At 64.4% G+C, this 17,355-nt stretch carries 13 protein-coding genes and 1 pseudogene; 8 read left to right on the top strand and 6 right to left on the bottom strand.

Going from position 1 to position 17,355, the window contains the following annotated elements; genetic code table 11:
- Positions 1-104: 104 nt before the first annotated feature.
- Complete coding sequence (locus ACN9M2_RS06480; protein ID WP_306847895.1) at positions 105-314, bottom strand: cold-shock protein; 210 nt, start codon at positions 312-314, stop codon at positions 105-107.
- A gap of 340 nt (positions 315-654) precedes the next feature.
- Between ACN9M2_RS06480 and ACN9M2_RS06475 the strand changes: the two genes are divergently transcribed.
- Positions 655-1,131 carry a hypothetical protein gene (locus ACN9M2_RS06475; protein WP_426287304.1) on the top strand — a complete coding sequence of 159 codons (477 nt, stop codon included), beginning with the start codon at positions 655-657 and terminating at the stop codon, positions 1,129-1,131.
- Here ACN9M2_RS06475 and ACN9M2_RS06470 read toward each other — a convergent pair whose 3' ends face one another.
- Positions 1,132-2,400: a winged helix-turn-helix domain-containing protein gene (locus ACN9M2_RS06470; protein WP_426287303.1), complete on the bottom strand. Its 1,269-nt coding sequence runs from the start codon at positions 2,398-2,400 to the stop codon at positions 1,132-1,134.
- Between the two features lie 118 nt (positions 2,401-2,518).
- On the opposite strand from ACN9M2_RS06470, the gene ACN9M2_RS06465 reads away from it, so the two are divergent.
- Both ACN9M2_RS06465 and ACN9M2_RS06460 read left to right on the top strand, forming a co-directional pair.
- On the top strand, positions 2,519-3,067 hold the full coding sequence (locus ACN9M2_RS06465) for an EF-hand domain-containing protein (protein ID WP_426287302.1): 549 nt from the start codon (positions 2,519-2,521) through the stop codon (positions 3,065-3,067).
- Between the two features lie 142 nt (positions 3,068-3,209).
- Positions 3,210-4,277: a phospholipase A gene (locus tag ACN9M2_RS06460; protein WP_426287301.1), complete on the top strand. Its 1,068-nt coding sequence runs from the start codon at positions 3,210-3,212 to the stop codon at positions 4,275-4,277.
- 47 nt (positions 4,278-4,324) lie between these two features.
- Here the strand turns inward: ACN9M2_RS06460 and ACN9M2_RS06455 are convergent, their stop codons facing one another.
- On the bottom strand, positions 4,325-4,807 hold the full coding sequence (locus ACN9M2_RS06455; protein ID WP_426287300.1) for an FKBP-type peptidyl-prolyl cis-trans isomerase: 483 nt from the start codon (positions 4,805-4,807) through the stop codon (positions 4,325-4,327).
- 190 nt (positions 4,808-4,997) lie between these two features.
- Between ACN9M2_RS06455 and ACN9M2_RS06450 the strand changes: the two genes are divergently transcribed.
- Together ACN9M2_RS06450 and ACN9M2_RS06445 are read left to right on the top strand one after the other, a co-directional pair.
- Entirely contained in the window at positions 4,998-6,992 is a 1,995-nt protein-coding gene (locus tag ACN9M2_RS06450; RefSeq protein WP_426287299.1) for an acetyl/propionyl/methylcrotonyl-CoA carboxylase subunit alpha, read from the top strand.
- Positions 6,993-7,003: 11 nt separating this feature from the next.
- Positions 7,004-7,912, top strand: coding sequence for a hydroxymethylglutaryl-CoA lyase (locus tag ACN9M2_RS06445; RefSeq protein WP_426287298.1), 909 nt, complete (start codon positions 7,004-7,006; stop codon positions 7,910-7,912).
- On the opposite strand, the gene ACN9M2_RS06440 is transcribed toward ACN9M2_RS06445, so the two are convergent.
- The 3 genes from ACN9M2_RS06440 to ACN9M2_RS06430 are packed head-to-tail and all read right to left on the bottom strand — an operon-like array spanning position 7,913 to position 15,563.
- A complete protein-coding gene (locus ACN9M2_RS06440; RefSeq protein ID WP_426287297.1) occupies positions 7,913-13,111 on the bottom strand; it encodes an RHS repeat-associated core domain-containing protein in 5,199 nt (1,732 codons plus the stop codon).
- A 51-nt stretch (positions 13,112-13,162) separates the two neighbouring features.
- The gene (locus ACN9M2_RS06435; RefSeq protein WP_426287296.1) at positions 13,163-14,323 is read right to left on the bottom strand and encodes a hypothetical protein; all 1,161 of its coding nucleotides are present in this window, start codon (positions 14,321-14,323) and stop codon (positions 13,163-13,165) included.
- 52 nt (positions 14,324-14,375) lie between these two features.
- On the bottom strand, positions 14,376-15,563 hold the full coding sequence (locus ACN9M2_RS06430; RefSeq protein WP_426287295.1) for a hypothetical protein: 1,188 nt from the start codon (positions 15,561-15,563) through the stop codon (positions 14,376-14,378).
- Between the two features lie 195 nt (positions 15,564-15,758).
- On the opposite strand from ACN9M2_RS06430, the pseudogene ACN9M2_RS06425 reads away from it, so the two are divergent.
- From ACN9M2_RS06425 to ACN9M2_RS06415, 3 genes and pseudogenes are all read left to right on the top strand, one after another.
- Positions 15,759-16,244: pseudogene (locus ACN9M2_RS06425) on the top strand (GNAT family N-acetyltransferase); the annotation flags it as partial.
- A 183-nt stretch (positions 16,245-16,427) separates the two neighbouring features.
- Entirely contained in the window at positions 16,428-16,730 is a 303-nt protein-coding gene (locus ACN9M2_RS06420; protein ID WP_426287875.1) for a GNAT family N-acetyltransferase, read from the top strand.
- Positions 16,727-17,296: a GNAT family N-acetyltransferase gene (locus tag ACN9M2_RS06415; protein WP_426287294.1), complete on the top strand. Its 570-nt coding sequence runs from the start codon at positions 16,727-16,729 to the stop codon at positions 17,294-17,296. The genes ACN9M2_RS06420 and ACN9M2_RS06415 overlap by 4 nt, the downstream gene beginning before the upstream one ends.
- Positions 17,297-17,355 lie beyond the last annotated feature (59 nt).

The raw sequence follows: 17,355 nt of genomic DNA, 5'->3' as shown, positions 1-17,355 counted from the left end.
TTTTTGACGTCGATCACGCAGAAAAGCGTGAATGAGGCCAGGAAAACAAAAAAAGCCGGGCGTTGCCGCCCGGCTTTTTGCAAAACTTGGGTTGCCCCGGCCGATTAAGCGGCCTGGACTTCCTCAGCCTGCAGACCCTTCTGGCCATTCACGACCTTGAAGGAGACCTTCTGGCCTTCGGCAAGGGACTTGAAGCCATTGCTCTGGATAGCGCGGAAGTGGACGAACACGTCCGGGCCAGCTTCACGCGAAATGAAGCCAAAACCCTTTGCATCGTTGAACCACTTGACGGTGCCGATCTCACGATCCGACATAGAAACACTCCAATACGATTTACGAATGAAACCAGCGACTTGTTGTAAGTCGCCGCATTACTGGTGTGCAAGGAAACGCGAGGAGCGAAGCGATGTTGCGGATACGTGATCAGCTGCATCGGGTCAACATAACTCTATGACCCCGGCAAACACAGTCCGGCGACTATACTCGTACCTGAAGGAAATAGCGATGGCCCCTGGATTGTCCCGGGCTCCCCCCTCGCTGACGTGGATTTCACCCCGGTTGGGGACATCCTTGCCCCGCGTCGCACTAGCAGTGCGACTTTGGCTACCATCCGTCCACGCTCGCCAAGGGGACCGACGACCCATGAACCGCTCCATGATCCGCATTGCCCCACTCCTGGTCGGCGCCCTCGCGCTGGCCGCCTGCTCGGACCACAAGACCAAGCCGGAGGCCACCACCAGCCGCACTGTGACTTCGACCAGCACGGCAGGCGGCAGCACCAGGGCCGCCACTTCCACGACCTCGACGAGCACCGCACCCAAGAGTGGCGGCGCCCGCACGGGCACGAGCACGAGCGGCAAGCAGGCTCCCCTGCCCGACAACACCGGCATCGCGTCCTGCGACGAGTACCTGGCCAGCTACAAGAGCTGCCATCTGGCCGCCGGCATCTACGCCCGCGACCAGATCGAAAGCCGCTACGAACTCATGCGGACCAGCCTGTTGCGACAGTCGCAGGATGCCGACATGCGTGACCAGCTGTCGAACCGCTGCACATCGCTGGCCAACCAGCTCAAGGAAGCGCTGCACGGCAAGTCGTGCGCGGACGTACCTGCCCCCGCCTCCACCCGCTGATCAACCGGCCAAGGCCTTGCCGATGAGCGAAGCCAGTCCCCGGGGCTGACTTCGCTCCACCACGATGCGAGGCGTGCCGTGCCAGGCGGCGCATTCGTCGATCGCCACGGCCAGCCCCTCCACGAGCGCTGGAGACAGGGCCACGCCTGGCTCCAGCCAGATGCCCAGGACCTGGAACAAGCCGCCCTGGCGGTGGGCTTTCGCATCCAGGCGCCCGACCAGCCGGCCGCGATGCAGGATGGGGAGCACGTAGTAGCCGTATTTGCGCTTCGGCGCGGGCGTATAGCACTCGATCGTATATTCGAAATCGAACAGGTCCAGCGCACGCGCGCGATCCCAGACGATGGGATCGAAGGGGGACAGCAACGTGGTCCGCGTCGCCCGCAGGCTTCCCCGCGCCGCCTCGTCGAGCAGCGACGCGTGCGTGCGATGCACGTAGGCCGGCTCGTCCCAGCCGTCGACAGCTATCCGTATCAATGAGCCATCGACCAGCATCGGCGCCAGTTCCTCGTCCGTCACCCGCGGACGCAGGCGAAAGTAGTCCGCTATCCAGCGGGCCTTCGCGATGCCGAGCGCACGCACGCTTTCGACGATGAAATGCCGTCGCACGGCCGCCTCGTCCAGGGTGCCGGGGGGCGGAGGCTCGGGCCAATGGGCGGTCACCCGCTCGGCGAGGTCGTAGACCCGCTGGAAACGCTCCCGCCGCGTCACCATGAGCCGGCCCAGGGCGAACCACGCCTCGAGCCAGCGTTTCTCCGGTTTCCAGCCCCACCAGCCCTTGCTTGCCGGACCGTCACGCTCGAAATCCGCGGCGCGCAGGGGACCCTCCCTGCGGATCCGCTCCAGCAACGCATCCATGTCGGTACGTGCCTCCGCATGGGTGCGCTCGGCGCCCTTGTGCGCCCAGTGACCCGCGCGCCCCGCGCGATAGTCGCGGTGGTAGCGGAATTCGCCGGAGGGCACGAAACACGCTTCGTGGGCCCAGCATTCGGCGATGAGTCCCTCGGCCAGGGTTTCGTCGAGCCATTCGTTGCGATAGCCACCGAGGCGCGAGAACAAGACCATGTAAGGGCTGCGTGCGACGACGTTGATCGTGTCGATCTGCAAGAGTCCCATCCGGGCGATGGTCGTCGCCACGTCGGGCTTGCGCGCCCTGCGGGTGCCCCGCTTCAGCAAGCCCTGCGCGGCGAGATGCATGAGTTGGGCGGAGCGGGATGAGAGGCGGAGCACGTCGCCCGTGGAGGCGCCGTCGGTTACGCGTGACGACACGGTGGAGGCCTTATCGCAATTGGGTCGCCATTAAATCGCCCCTTGCTAGCGTGAGCAACGATGCCGTTCGCTGACGCGTTTCGGTGCGTTCCACCACGCTGACGAAAGGAGGCTTTCGATGAAGAAGCAAGTTCGCGCCGTCGCCTTCGGCGCATCGCTGCTGCTGGCAGGCGCGGCAATCGCCCAGAACGCCCCGCCGTCGGGACAGGTCCCGCCTCCACCACCGGGCGAAGCCACCCCGCCTCCGCCTCCGCCTCCGGGAGCAGTGCCCCCTGCGCCACCGGCCGATAGCATGCCGCCGACAACGCAGGCGCCTGATCCGAGCATGCCCCCGCAGGCGACCAGCGCGCCTCCACCGCCCCCGCCGGCGAACCCGCCGTTGCCACCGCCCGCTCCGGGCGCCGAGGGCGGCACGTCCGGTACGACCATGTCGACGCCGCAGGGCCAAGTCTCCGTGAACAGCGGCCCCGCGCCAGCGAAACCGGCGGGACCCGCGCCGGATTTCGCCACGCTCGCCGGTGGCAAGGGCTCGATCAGCGAGGCACAGGCCTCCGCCTATCCCCTGCTGGCCAATGATTTCCAGTACGCGGATAGCAACCGCGATGGAAAAATCTCAAAAGCCGAGTACCAACGCTGGGTGAGCAAGTCGGGAGCCAGTGGACAGTAAGCGGTGTCTTGCCAGGCTCGGGGCTGGAAACCACGAGCCTGGCTTTTGCGGCGCGTAACGCGTTGCACGTTTTCCATACGCTCGCGGCCGCTACACTCCTCCCTCGCCGGTGCTAGCCCGGCTCGCAGGGAGTCACACCAACATGAAGCCATTCCGCGCCGCTGGCGCCATCGGCGCCTACGCGTGCCTGCACACGGGCCTCGCGCTTGCGCAGAACCCGAGCCCCATCGACATCCGCGCCTGCGCCGGCATCGAAACCGATTCGCAACGCTTGCTCTGCTACGACAAGGCCGTGGGTCGCGACCAGTTGCCACAGGCGGTCAAGAAGGAAGACCGCAGCGGGGAATCGGTCAGCGTCGACCTGGCCACGCGCAATTCGGGGAACCTCGCCAGGCCGCTCTCGCTGCTCGACAGCCGCTGGGAACTCTCACCCGAATCCAAGCTCGGCACCTTCAACCTGCGCGGGTACAAGCCCACCTACGCGCTGCCGTTCTTCGGTACCACGAAGCAGAACACCACGCCGCACAGTCCCGCTCCGGACCACACGGTCACGACACCGCAGGAACTGCAGAGCGTCGAGGCCAAGTTCCAGATCAGCCTGAAGACCAAGGTCGCGGAAAACCTCTTCGACGACAACGGCGATGTCTGGGTCGGCTATACGCAATCGTCGCGGTGGCAGGTCTACAACACCGACAACTCGCGCCCCTTCCGCGAGACGAACTACGAGCCGGAAGCGCTGCTGGTCTTCAATACGAACTACCAGGTACTGGGCTGGACCGGCCGCCTTGCCGGCATCGGCATCAATCACCAGTCCAACGGGCGCGCCGATCCGCTCTCGCGCAGCTGGAATCGCGTGGTCGCCGACATCGGCCTGGAGCGCGAAGGCTGGACGATCATGCTGCGCCCATGGTGGCGCATTCCGGAAGATCGCAAGGACGACGACAATCCCGACATCCAGGACTACATGGGCCGGGGCGAGATCCAGGTGGTGCATGAGGTGGGCCGCCAGGAATTCGGCCTGACCGCACGTCATTCGTTCCGTGGAGGGGATCGCTCGCACGGGTCGCTACGCGGGACCTGGAGTTTCCCTGTGGCGGGTAACCTGCGTGGCTACCTCGAGATATTCAACGGCTATGGCGAGAGCCTGATCGACTACAACCACCGGGCGACCTACCTGGGCCTCGGCGTGTCGTTGCTCGACTGGTATTGATCCAGCCCCTGTGGGGGGGGTAACCCCCACAGGCCGGCCATGGACGATCAGTGGTGGTGGCCACCTTCACCGTGGACGTGGCCGTGCGACAGTTCTTCGTCGCTCGCCTCGCGGACGTTGGTGATCTCGACGGCGAAGTGCAGCGTCTGGCCGGCGAGCGGATGGTTGCCGTCGACGGTGACGTTGTCGCCCTCGATCTTGCTCACGGTCACGTTGATGCTGCCCTGGTCGTTGCGGCCCTGGAACTGCATGCCCGGCTGGAGATCTTCCACGCCCTGGAATGCCGCGCGCGGCACCACCTGGATCAGTTCCGCGTGGCGCGGGCCGTAGCCTTCTTCCGGGGCCACGTCGACCTTGAACTGGTCACCGGCCGAGCGGCCTTCAAGGGCCTTTTCCAGGCCCGGCACGATATGGCCTTCGCCATGGATGTAGGCCAGCGGCTCACGCCCGTCCGAACTGTCGATGACATTGCCCTGATCGTCGGTCAGCGTGTAGTGGAAGGAAACGGCGTGTCGATTGGCGATCTGCATGGAAAAATTCTCGCTCTGGAGGGGATAAGGGAAGACGTGGATGCCCTCCGGGACCTCCAAGGCTAGGCGACCCGTCCGCGTACTGCAAATCCGCGGCACCCCGGATGCTGCGGCGCAACCCGCCACGACACCGCGATCTGCTAGTTTTCCCGCTTTTCCCATCCCCCTCCGAAACCCCGACGGGAGCCGCATGTTCGACTGCATTCTGATCGCCAACCGTGGCGAGATCGCCTGCCGCGTGATCCGGACCTGCCGCCGCCTGGGCATCCGTACCGTGGCCGTGTATTCCACGGCCGACACCGACGCCCAGCACGTGCGCCTGGCGGACGAGGCCTGGCCGATCGGCGGCCCCCGGCCCGCCGAGTCCTACCTGCGCGGCGAGGCCATCCTGGACGTGGCGCGGCGTAGCGGCGCCCAGGCCATCCATCCCGGTTACGGCTTCCTTTCCGAGAACACGGATTTCGCCAGGGCCTGCGCCACCGCCGGCATCGTCTTCATCGGTCCCCGCCCCGAAAGCATCGATGCGATGGGCTCCAAGGCCGCCGCGAAGGCGCTGATGGAAAAACACGCCGTGCCACTGGTGCCGGGCTACCACGGGGAAAACCAGGAGCCGGCGCATCTGGCCGCGGAAGCCGCCAGAACCGGGTTTCCGCTCATGATCAAGGCCGCCGCGGGCGGCGGTGGCAAGGGCATGCGTATCGTGCGCGACGCGGCCGGCTTCGCCGAGGCGCTCGCCTCGGCCCAGCGCGAAGCGGCGAATGCCTTCGGCGACACGCGCGTGATCCTCGAACGGTACGTCGAGCATCCGCGGCATATCGAGTTCCAGGTATTCGGCGACAGCCAAGGCAACATCATCCACCTCAACGAACGCGAGTGCTCCGCGCAACGCCGCTACCAGAAGGTGCTCGAAGAGACGCCTTCGCCCTTCCTCGACGAGGAGCGCCGTGCGCGGATGGGCGCGGCGGCGGTCGCCGCGGCGCGGGCGGTGGACTACATGGGCGCGGGCACCGTCGAGTTCATCGTCGGCCAGGATGGCGAATTCTTCTTCATGGAGATGAACACGCGCCTGCAGGTGGAGCATCCGGTCACCGAGGAAACCCTCGGCCTCGACCTCGTCGAATGGCAGCTGCGCGTGGCGCATGGCGAGCCGCTGCCACTCCGCCAGGAGGAGGTCCGGGCCAGCGGCCATGCGATCGAGGTGCGCCTGTACGCCGAAGACCCTGAAGCGAACTTCCTGCCGGGTTCCGGTCGCCTTGCCGCGCTGGCATTGCCCCAGCCATCGAGGCATGTGCGCCTGGATGCCGGCGTGATCGCCGGCGACACGGTGACGATTTTCTACGACCCCATGATCGCCAAGCTCATCGTCCACGACAGCGATCGCGCGAAGGCGCTCGAACGTCTGCGCGAAGCACTCGCCCAGACCGACATCGCCGGGCCGAAATCGAACGTGGCCTTCCTGGAGCGCCTTGCGCGCCACCCCGCGGTGGTGGAAGGCCGCATCGACACCGGCTACCTCGACCGCCATCTCGATGAATTCCTGACCGGCACTACACGGGCGGGCGACCTCGATCGTTTCGCCGCCGCCACGGCCATCCTGCTCGCCGACGAGGCCGCCCCGGCCGCTGACGCGGGCGACCCGCATTCGCCGTGGGCCCGCGCCGATGCATGGCGCCTGGGCCATCCTGGCAAGCGCGTGGTCGCCCTGATGGAAGGCGAATGCCGCCATGAGATCGATGCACACGGACACGATGGCCATTACGTCCTTCACCAGGGGGATCGTTCGTGCACCGTGGCAGGCGCACGCCTGGGCGATGGGATTTTGTCCGCCCGCTTCGACGGCCGGGCACGGCGTATCCCCTTGTCCATGGAAGGGACGCGCATCCGCCTGCACGACGAAGAGGGCCGTCGCTGGACGTTCGAACGCGCTCCCGCCTACGCATGGGCCGGCGAGGCTTCCGCGGGTGCCCGGCACCTCGTCGCCCCGATGCCGGGGCGCATCGTGCTGGTCCGCGCCGCGGCGGGCGATGTGGTCGAGGAAGGCCAGGAACTATTGGTGATGGAAGCGATGAAGATGGAGCTGGCCTTGAAGGCGCCCCGTGCCGGCACGATCGAATCCATATCCGCCGCGCAAGGCGACTTCGTGGACGCCGATGCGATCCTCGTCCGCTTCACGGAAACGGCCTGATGGAAACCCGCATGAACGCATCGAATCACGTCCGCATCGTCGAAGTCGGCCCGCGCGACGGCTTGCAGAACGAAAAGACCCTGTTGCCCGCGGCGGTGAAGATCGAACTGATCGACCGCCTCTCCGCCACGGGCCTTGCCACCATCGAGGCCACCAGCTTCGTCAGTCCGAAATGGGTGCCACAGCTTGCGGACGCCGCCGAGGTGTTTCGCGGCATCCGCAAGGCGCCCGGCGTGGTCTATCCGGTGCTCGTGCCGAACCTGCAAGGTTACGAACGGGCGCGCGAAGCCGGCGCCAGCGAAGTGGCCGTGTTCACCGCGGCGTCCGAGGCGTTCAACCGCGCCAACATCAATGCGTCGATCGACGAGTCCATCGACCGCTTCATGCCCGTGCTCGAACGGGCCCGCGCGGATGGCGTCGCCGTGCGCGGCTACGTATCGACGGTGCTCGGTTGCCCTTACCAGGGCGAGGTCGCCGTGACCGATGTCGTGCGCGTCGCGCGTCGCCTGCACGAGCTGGGTTGCCACGAGATTTCACTGGGCGACACCATCGGCGTCGGCACCCCCACGAAGGCACGCGACATGCTGCGCGCCGTGGCCGGCGAAGTGCCGATGAATGCCTTGGCCGTCCATTTTCACGACACCTACGGACAAGCGCTGGCGAACATCCTGTCCTGCCTGGACGAAGGCGTGCGCGTGGTCGACAGTGCGGTCTCCGGAACGGGCGGTTGCCCGTACGCCAAGGGCGCCACGGGCAATGTCGCCAGCGAGGACGTCGTCTACATGCTGCACGGCATGGGCATGACGACGGGCATCGACCTGGGCAAGCTCATCGACACCGGTGCGTGGCTCGCCGCGCGGCTAGGCAAGGAGACGGCAAGCAGGGTGACGCGGGCACGCAGTGCGCGGGAAGAAGGATAGTCACCCACGTGGTGGCATGGTCATATGTGTTCGCACTCCATCACGGGCCAGGCGCAGGGCTTCGCTCGACTGGCGGAGGGCACCCATCTCTCCGGTCTGCATGAATCGTCGAAAGAGACCGGCGGACTCCGCCAGCCGCTCTTGCGCAAACGCGTTGTTGCGGGGAACGTTCATCCCTTCAATCGCGCCGACAAGCTCGTTGTCGGTGAATCCGCTTCCCACGAGGTCGCTCTGCGAGAGCTGGTTGAACGGGGCGGGTGAAGGTGTTCTCCTGGCATCGAGCAATGTCTCCACATGGCTCCATTCATTGCTGATGCCATCCGGAAATACTTCCCCCATGCGTTGAGTAACAAGGTTCTCGGGCACGGGCAGGCCCCGGCTCAACCGCTGCGCGGCCTGGTTTACCCTCTCCGTACCCGTCATCCCGCCCCAGTTGTTCGATGGCGGTGCGGCACGCTCGGCCGCCTCCCCGGCAAAGGCAGGATTTACCCGTCCCCTTGGCGCGGCGGGATTCCCACGAGACCCGATCGCGCTCACCTTGCTGGGTTTCCCGCCGGCATGACGTAACCGCCAGGGCAGTTCGCTGACCGCCTTGTAACCACCGCGTACCTTGCCGGCTCCTGAAGCCACCGCACGGCCAACACGCGAAGCGGCAACCGCCGGCGCCGCGCCCACCGCCGCCGAACCGATGCCGTAACCCAAGGACATCCACCCCAATACACTGCCTTCGGACTCGTGCCCGGTTTCGTTGAGCGCGACGGACGCGACACCCGTCGCGACCGATAACACGCCCACTCCGGTCGAAACCACGGCAGCCGCCTGGGTGAACGTCACCGCCGCGCCAGCCCATAACGCGGCCGCGGCAGGAGCGAGCGTACCCATCGAGGCGACCACACCGACCGCCGTGGCGATCGCGCCGATGCCGACGATCGCCCAGTCCAGCCAGCCCTCGCCGCTGGGATCGATGCGGTTGATCGGATCACCAGATACATAGGCATAGGCGTTGAGTCCACCGTGTCCGAAAGGGCTGGCCGCATCGGGGCTGTGGAAGCGCATCAAGCGGGGGTTGTAGACCCGGTAGCTGCCCAGCAGATACCAACCCACGTCACGCTCCTTCAGCTCGCCCGCATAGGCGATATCGCTGCTTCCCTCTTCTTCCGGGCGGTACCCGTAAACACCGTAGGCCGGTGAGGCCAGCGCGGCCCCTGCTTCGCTCACGACCGAACCCTGCGCATCGCTACCCAGCAGCACCGTATCCGTCCCCACGGCATCGGACGTGCATTGCGCCAGGTTCGCGCCGCCAAAGGCATGGAACGACGACGACGTCACGCCGTCGCTCTCCCAGGCCACCTGGCCATCCCGGTAATAACGAAACCGTGTCGGGTCCGATCCACCGACCGCTCCCACCCGGTCCAGCGGATCGTAACGATAATCCTGCCAGGCACTTCCCCGCGTCCAACGGACCAGCCGCCCCGCCGCGTCGTATTCCATCCGGCGCTGGGCCTCGTCGTACTTCAGGTTCCCGCAAGCGTCGTATTCCAGCCGGACGATCTCTTCGCTGGCACCCTGCACGTGTTCGATCCGGATAAGCTGGGTAGGATCGTTCGACGCATAGTGGAAACTGCTTTTCCTGGGCTGGACACTCACGTCCGCATACGTCGTCTCCAGCGTGAGCATGTTGTCCAACGCATCGAACGTGAACCGCTGCCCGGCAATCGCGAAACCCCATGGATCGATGGGCGCATGGCTGCCTGTGCAGGCATATCCCACCAGACGCCCACGCATGTCGTAGTCATACGATTCCGCGCGCGAACCGTCTTCCGCAAGCCATGTCCGCGTGCGGAGTTTTCCATCGGCCGCATACGCCTGGGTCAGCGCCTGTTTTGCCGTGACCACCCCACTCCGGGAGACAAGCACGCGCTCGATTTCACGGCCACCATCGTCGTAAGCCAGCGACATGTCCATGGAACGCTCGCCATCGGCGGATTCGGTCTTGACCCGGCACGTGCGCGAGAACGCGTCGTATGCGAACTCGGTTCCCAGCGCGTCGTTGTCGACTCTCGAAACCCGCCCGCATTCGTCATACCGAATACCGCACGTTTCGCCGTCGACGAAGGTATACGTTGCCGGCAGGCCGAGCAGGGTATAGGTGTAGGTGGCGAATTTATCGTGAATACCGAAACGAAAGCGCTCGGCTCGCACGCGTCCGCTGGGCAGGTACTCGATGTCGTGTTCGCCAAGCGCATTGGCCGCGTACTGGAGCTGACCCAGCACAGGGTGGTATTCGAAAAGGCATTCCACCGTCCTCGCCTGATCCGTGATCGCGGTCAGGCGGTAGCCCAACTGCTTTTCATAGGTACAGGAGAGTATGTCCCGCGAAGGCAGGTGGATCTCATCCGGTTCGCCGGAGCGGGCCGTCCGGTAGACGTATCTGGTTTCGCGCGAGCCGTTGCGAAACAGCGTACGCCTGTCGAGGCCGTCGAATGCCTGCCGGCCAAGCTCGACATCCACTTCGATCGCCTCGCCGGCGGGTGTATGGCGAACGCCTGTCGCTTCGACGAGCTCGTCGTCGGAATGCGCGGCGTACGTCCGGTACACGACCGAACCGTCGGCCAAGGTGATCTCCGCCACCCTGTCGTAATCGTCGTAGCGATAACGGGTTACCTTGTCCGGTACGCCAGGCGCGGATTCCGTGTCGGAAAGGCAATGTCCCCACCCATTGTACGTGTAGCTTCGCCACGACCTCGGTGCGCCCTGCCCGTCGCGCCTCTCGATCCGCAAGGGCCGGCCGTGGATACCGAACGTCACATGCGAATGCTCGCTCAATTCACGCGCGCCAGAGCCTATCGCTTCGCTCCAGCGATCCTCGGTTCGTCCGATGGGGTCCACCCGGATATGGGAAACCACGCCGTCCGGCGCGATCGACATGGCGCGATTTCCCCACGCGTCGTACACGTGGCGCGTCGTCAGGGACAGGTCGCCCGACGCACCGGAGGCCAACGGCACCGCATGATCCGTCGTGGTCTCGGATAACGTTTGTCCGAACGCATCGAAACTCGCACGCCAGATTTCCCGCTCGACATCATCGTCCAGCCAGTTCATCGCCACCCGGCGCATCGCGCGCCCGAAGCCGTCCAGCTCGGTACGCGTGCGCACGCCCGTTACGCTCGTTTCCTCGTACCAGCTTCCGGCATGCGAGAGCGCGTAATGAACCTCGCTCGCCGCGGCGAACGCCGTTTCCTCCGACATCGACTGCCTGATCTTTCGACCGAGCGCATCGTGCGTATGGCGCATCACGGAGCCGCCCGGGCTTTCCTCCATCACGATGGTGCCGCTGAGCAGCGATCGCGCGCTACGGGTCGTCAGGGACAATGCATCGTCGTTACCCGTGCCGGCGGTCACCGTCGTCGTCATGAACAGCACCGCCTCATCGGCCGCGTTCGCATCGGCATTCCTGGTGGTTCCCTCGACATAGGCGTAATCGGTCGAGGCTTCCACGCCATGCACGGTCGACACTACCCGCCGGAGTCTTCCATGGTGCGCGCCGCCATCGGCGACGAACATCTGCCGGGTCTCGCTCAGCGGTTCGGCGAGAACGCGCCCATCGACTTCCCGATGGATGCCCTCGTAGACGGATAGCAAGTGTCCAGGCCCCTTGCCGTCGACGGCGGGGATCACCTCATAGGCGTGCCGGGTTACCTTGATGCCGCCCTCGGCTCCGGTCGGCAGTTGCACGCGTTTCTCTTTGAGGCAACGCACGAAACCCAAGGGATCGGCGGGACAATCGTCGCCTTCACCGCCGGCGGGATAGTAAGAAAGGTATTCACGCGCACCGGTGGGGTCGGTATGGACAATGCAATTTCCGTCGTTGTCATAGGTACGCGATTCCACTTCCTCGCGAACCCGTCCGGGCTCGTCTTCGCGGTAGTACCGCGTCCTCACCTCGACCGGCAGCTGGCACCACGGTTTCTGGTTGGCAAACGAGATCGAGGGGTCCTCGTCGTAAACCGTCACCGTCTCGGTCACGCAACCCGCCTGCGAGGCACGTTCCCGCGTCAGCAGGTGGAACCGGTTGAAGGTCCGTTCCACCGTGCGTACCGCCTCGATGCCGTCGTACTGCGTTTCCGTGGAGGTGTATTCATAACGCTGCCCCTCGGGCATCACCACCCGGTACAGGTTGTCCTCGTCATCCAGCCAGTTCGCCAGCGCCCCGTAGCCGAAATAGTTGCGGGTCGAGTACGTATAGCGTGTTTCCATCACCGGCTGCCCGTGGCCCGGGTCGCGACGGCATGCCACGACCACCGGCATGTGGTTCAGCGGTTGGTTACCGCTGCCCGGCAGCGCATGGCCGCCCTGCCGGTAGACGACCTCTTCCCTGCCACCCGTGGGCACCGTGGTTTGCGTGAGCAGGAGCAGGCCCGTGGCCGTCGCTTCGTAACCGAACGACCAGCCATCGCCATAACCGTCCGGCAAGGCCAGTTCCGCCAGCCGGCCGTTGGCGAAGCGAAAGGTGAACGCCGCGGCCCGCGCCGTGTCCGGCTGCAGGCGCACCACCGTGGTACCGTCCTGGTCGTAATCCACGGCCAGCAGCACGCGCCCGGTGCCGTCGATCACCTTCCGCAGCTTGACCACCCCGTTCGTCGCGCTCTGCTCCAACGTCACCGCATGGCCCTCCGGTGAACGTACCTCGCGCAGCACGGCCACGCCATCGCTTCCCGCATCGGCGCGCAGACGCTCCGACATTCCCGACTTGTGCACGATCCGGTAGTCGCCGTCGAAGCCCTCCCGGATCAGGTCGAACGTGCGCAGCTTGCGGTCCGTGAACGTCGCCCTGTCATTGACGAAGGTATCCACGCGGAACGACTCGCCGGTGGACAACGACAGCCGCTTGCGCCGCGTGTCGTAGCGTGTGGTCGCCAGCGCCCAGCCGACGCCGAAGCCCGCGTCCACCGGGTTGAGCGCACTGAAGCCAAGACCCAATCCCACCGTCGGGCCGCACAGGGCGTTCGCCGCCACGCCCGGCAGGCTGACCGTGCACGAGTACATCCCCGTGCGGGGATCGACACCCGTGTGTACCGCGCTAAGGAAGTTATAGGCGTTAGAGTGGATGCCGCCGGTTTCGGCGGGATGGAAATCCCGCGCACCAGGCACCGGCTGCGTCGCCGGTTCCGGGATTGACCCTTTGCTGTCGTCCGTCATACACGCCTCCATGCGTCATGCATCGCCCCTCGCTGGTCCCCAGCGAGCGGTTCACTTATAAAGAACCAGGGTCCATCGCCCTTCTCCGATCGTGCTCTTGAACCGCACCTTCAAGGTATTCGTGTTGCCGTACCAATCCGTCGTGGTCAAGGTGAGGGGGCCATTCGGCTTGCCGTTTTCGTAGGCGATATCCTGTCGCCCGACCAGGACGATGACAGCTTGTTTCTGGTCCGCGGACGATAGGGTGGGTAACGCCGTCGGCCCGACGGGTACCGCACTATCCCAGATCAATTCAGTACTTCCCGGCTGGGCATACCCCGTGAAGCAGGCACGGTACTCGCCCTGCACCTTGTCATGCCACTGGATCATGCCCTTGGGCGACACCACCATGGAACGGATACCGATCACGATCCCCCGGGGATCCTTGAACGACAACGTATAACGATGGACGGAATCGGGGTTGTAGTCGGGATGGCTTCGGGACTCGCTGCCTCCTTCGTCGCCGGAAAGAATATCGCGCTCCCATGGATAGCTATCGATCGACCAGGCCTCCGGCGTCACACCCACCACGTCTTCCCTGGAATCGTGATCCGCCACATGCTCGAAACCTTCATCATCGAAGCGCTTCCCGTTTGTCAGGTATTTCCATCCATCGTCACATTCCACGTACGCACACAATGACAGTCGCTGGGCAGAGCCGCCCCGATTGGCGACATAGAAGTAACGGAACACGCTGGCCTGCGGCGAGGATGACAGTCCGGGATGCCCGGCATCCGGGTGCGCCGCTGTACCGGGATGAGAAAGGTAACCCTTGTCATAGGTAATGTCTTCGGCACTGGCCACGCCCGGGCTCGTTACCCATCCCGTAGCCGTGCCCGTATCAGGAGGAAGGCGACGACTTTCATCGGCGAACGCGATGGTCAGGCTGTCCAGTTCCGTTTCGGTCGGCACACCCGGCCTGCCCGTCAGCTTGTCGTTGAATGCCAGCTCGATCTTGAACTTGATCTGTTGGACGCCATTCGTGTACGCCTTGTCACTGGCCGAAACACGGATGAGCTTGAATGTCGTGATTTCCCAGGCCGGCTCCACCACGGCAGTCGACCTGCCGAGCCATGCACCAGCCATTGCGTCGCCGCATTCTTCCACCATCGTTTCGACATGCGTCTCCGAACGCCTGGTTTCCGTCCGTTTCGTGATCCTCTTGTTGTTCACTCTGAACCTCCTGGCATGCGAGAGTGAGCCATTTCGACAGCTGATAATTCCATTACCATTTTCCGAGCACCTGGAATTGCAGACCCAGCCTCGGCACGCCTATCCGTACCCTGTGATTATTCCCGTATTCGTCGACGAGGATGACATTCCTGCTAAGCACGTCCGATGGATCGCCCCAGTTCGTGGACCAGCGGAAATGTTGATTTTCATCAAAATAATGCAGGAGGAAAAGGATGGCCCCGTCTTCATAGTCCTGGACTTCACCCAGCTTGTCGTAAACGTACGCGTAATTGTTGAAGTAATCCGGAATATCGAAATAGTACGTCGACCAGGGGGACTTGGCGCAAATGGTAAACACGCCTTCATATAACCAATCATTTGCTTCGAAGTCGCCCAGGTCGCCGTATATGTTGATACCCGGGCCCCACGGAACCCCGGCGGCGTTTTCTATCCTGAGCAACCTGACCCTTCTGCTTTGATATTCGAGGGTGATGAATCTATTGGCTACAGTGAACCAGCTGAGATGGTCATGATTGTAATAACTCTCCCGCACCCGGAAATTGTCAATCGACAGATCCAGGGGCGGACGCGCATCGACGTTCACCGAACTATCGAACTGGTTACCCGATGCCCCGGGACGGGTCTGGATGGGCTGGGAGCCTCCGGGAGGAAGAATGGATGCGGCAATCCGTACGGCTGAATTGGCCATCCTTGTGCGGACGAAGAGTTCAACCGCAACCTGGTCGCTCGCCGGGGCGCCCGACTGCGCGCCCGACTGTGCTCGATTATCGTGAGGCAAATAATCCGCATCGGATGTCCCGGGCGCGCTCGAAATGACCGATGTATCGTGCGTATATTCGTTGGCGGTTTTTTCAACGGTCCAGCCCGAAGGAAGCGGCTCACCGGTGTTGTAGTCCACCAGCTTCAGCATGCCGCGCAACTCATCGACAGGAACGGCGACATAGGCACCGTTGGCGTCCCGAGGCGACAGGACCATCCGTATCCGCACCTGTTGCCGATCATTGGCGAATACCTTCACCGGCGGAGTCGTGCTGCCGGCGGTAGGCGGGTATTCAATGAAGAAGCTCTGAAGATGGTGCCAGGCCGTCGCGGGGTGAATGCGCTTATGGGCCACCGGTGCCTGGCGCAACGCTTCCGATCCGCCCTCGTCCACCGTTTCAACCACCGTGGACTCGGTATGCGTAGTCTCGGTCCGTGTCGTACGCTTGATGTTACTCACTCTGAACCTCCTGGCATGCGAGAGTGTGATGGCTCGATTCGAGTCTCTCTTGACCTGGATGGGATCGGTAATAGGCCATGGATGACCGGTGCGCTAATTCGTTAGCCGGTATCGGCAAGGGAAATCGAATCCACCCATTCCGGCAATGAATTCTCCATGATTCCGCAACGGGGCTTTCCGTGGCAGGATCGGGACATGCGCACCGATTACCTCATTCGCCCCATCGAACCCCGCGACGATGCCGACATGGCCGCCGTGATTCGCCACGTCATGCCGGAATTCGGGGCCGATGGCCCCGGTTTCGCCATCCACGATCCCGAAGTGGACGGTCTGTCCGCCGCCTATGCGCGGCCGCGCCATGCCTATTTCGTCGTCGAGAAGGACGGCAGGGCCATCGGCGGAGCGGGCATCGCCCCCCTGGAAGGTGGCGACGAAAACACCTGCGAATTACGCAAGATGTACTTCCTGCCGGCGGCACGCGGCATCGGGGCGGCCTCACGGCTCATGCGCCGCTGCCTCGATGCCGCTCGCCGCGCCGGTTTCCAACGCATCTACCTGGAAACGTTGACCGGCATGGATGCCGCGCAGGCGCTTTACCTGCGCCATGGGTTCGCACGTATCGACGCGCCCATGGGCGGCACCGGACATTTCAGTTGCGACCGCTTTTTCCTGCGCCACCTCAACGACGGGGACCTCATCGTCGCGCCCGAGCCGCCTGTTCTGCTGTTTGCGATCGACGATCCGGGTCGCGCCGACGTACTGCCCCTGATCGAACAACTGCACGGCTACCTCTCCGACCTCTACCAACAGCCGCTGCCCCAGCACGTGGGTGTGGAAAGCCTGCGGCAGCCCCATGTGACCTTCATGACAGCGCGCGTCGATGGCATCCCCCTGGCCTGCGGTGCCGGCGTGAACCATGGAGACTATGTCGAACTGAAGTACATGTACGTCGTACCCGCCTGCCGTGGCATGGGACTCGGCAAGCAGATGCTGGAAGCTCTCGAGGCCCAGGTGCGCGCGGCCGGCGGCACGAAGGTAAAACTGGAGACCGGCACGGCGCAGACTGAATCGATCGAGCTTTACGAGCGTTCCGGCTACCGGCGCTGCCCGCCCTTCGGCGATCATCACGCCCATCCCGCCAGCATCTTCATGGAAAAGCCACTTTGATACGCATCGCCACCGAGGCGGACGCCGCCGCCTGCCACGCCATCTATGCGCCCGTCGTGAAGAACAGCGCGATCACGTTCGAGACCGAACTTCCTGGCGAAGAAGCCATGCGCGGGCGCATCCGCGCCAAGCTGGCGAATCATCCCTGGCTGATCTGGGAAGAACAAGGCGACGTGATCGCCTATGCCTACGCAGGCCGCTTCCGCGAACGTGCCGCCTACGACTGGATCGCCGAGACGTCCATCTACGTGCACGAGAAAGCCCGCCGCCGTGGCATCGCCCGCCGTCTCTACGGCGCGTTGCTCGGGACCATGCGCCTGCAGGGCATCAACCAGGCTGTCGGCGTGATCACGCTCCCCGGCGATCCCAGCGTGGCGATGCACGAATCCATGGGCTTCGCGCCGGCCGGCGTCTGGCCGAAAGCCGGCTACAAGCTCGGCCGGTGGTGGGACGTGGGCGTATGGAGCCTGTTCCTGGCCGAACCGGCCACGCCCCCACCCGCGGTCGTTCCCTTCGCCGGGTTGGCGGAATCGAACGCCCTGCATGCGTTCCTTGCCGCGTCCTGACCACCTCGCACGTTCGTGTGCCGATGCACAAAGCCATCGGCGGCACCCTCGGCTAAGAT

The organism is Luteibacter sp. E-22 (assembly GCF_049913125.1).
Classification (GTDB): domain Bacteria; phylum Pseudomonadota; class Gammaproteobacteria; order Xanthomonadales; family Rhodanobacteraceae; genus Luteibacter.
This window is presented reverse-complemented; position numbering and strand designations above follow the sequence as displayed.

Bases quoted from the DNA above. Each gene is read 5' to 3' on its own strand.
- ACN9M2_RS06480 (WP_306847895.1), bottom strand. From the start codon at position 314: ATGTCGGATCGTGAGATCGGCACCGTCAAGTGGTTCAACGATGCAAAG.
- ACN9M2_RS06475 (WP_426287304.1), top strand. From the start codon at position 655: ATGATCCGCATTGCCCCACTCCTGGTCGGCGCCCTCGCGCTGGCCGCC.
- ACN9M2_RS06465 (WP_426287302.1), top strand. From the start codon at position 2,519: ATGAAGAAGCAAGTTCGCGCCGTCGCCTTCGGCGCATCGCTGCTGCTG.
- ACN9M2_RS06460 (WP_426287301.1), top strand. From the start codon at position 3,210: ATGAAGCCATTCCGCGCCGCTGGCGCCATCGGCGCCTACGCGTGCCTG.
- ACN9M2_RS06455 (WP_426287300.1), bottom strand. From the start codon at position 4,807: ATGCAGATCGCCAATCGACACGCCGTTTCCTTCCACTACACGCTGACC.
- ACN9M2_RS06450 (WP_426287299.1), top strand. From the start codon at position 4,998: ATGTTCGACTGCATTCTGATCGCCAACCGTGGCGAGATCGCCTGCCGC.
- ACN9M2_RS06445 (WP_426287298.1), top strand. From the start codon at position 7,004: ATGAACGCATCGAATCACGTCCGCATCGTCGAAGTCGGCCCGCGCGAC.
- ACN9M2_RS06440 (WP_426287297.1), bottom strand. From the start codon at position 13,111: ATGACGGACGACAGCAAAGGGTCAATCCCGGAACCGGCGACGCAGCCG.
- ACN9M2_RS06420 (WP_426287875.1), top strand. From the start codon at position 16,428: ATGACAGCGCGCGTCGATGGCATCCCCCTGGCCTGCGGTGCCGGCGTG.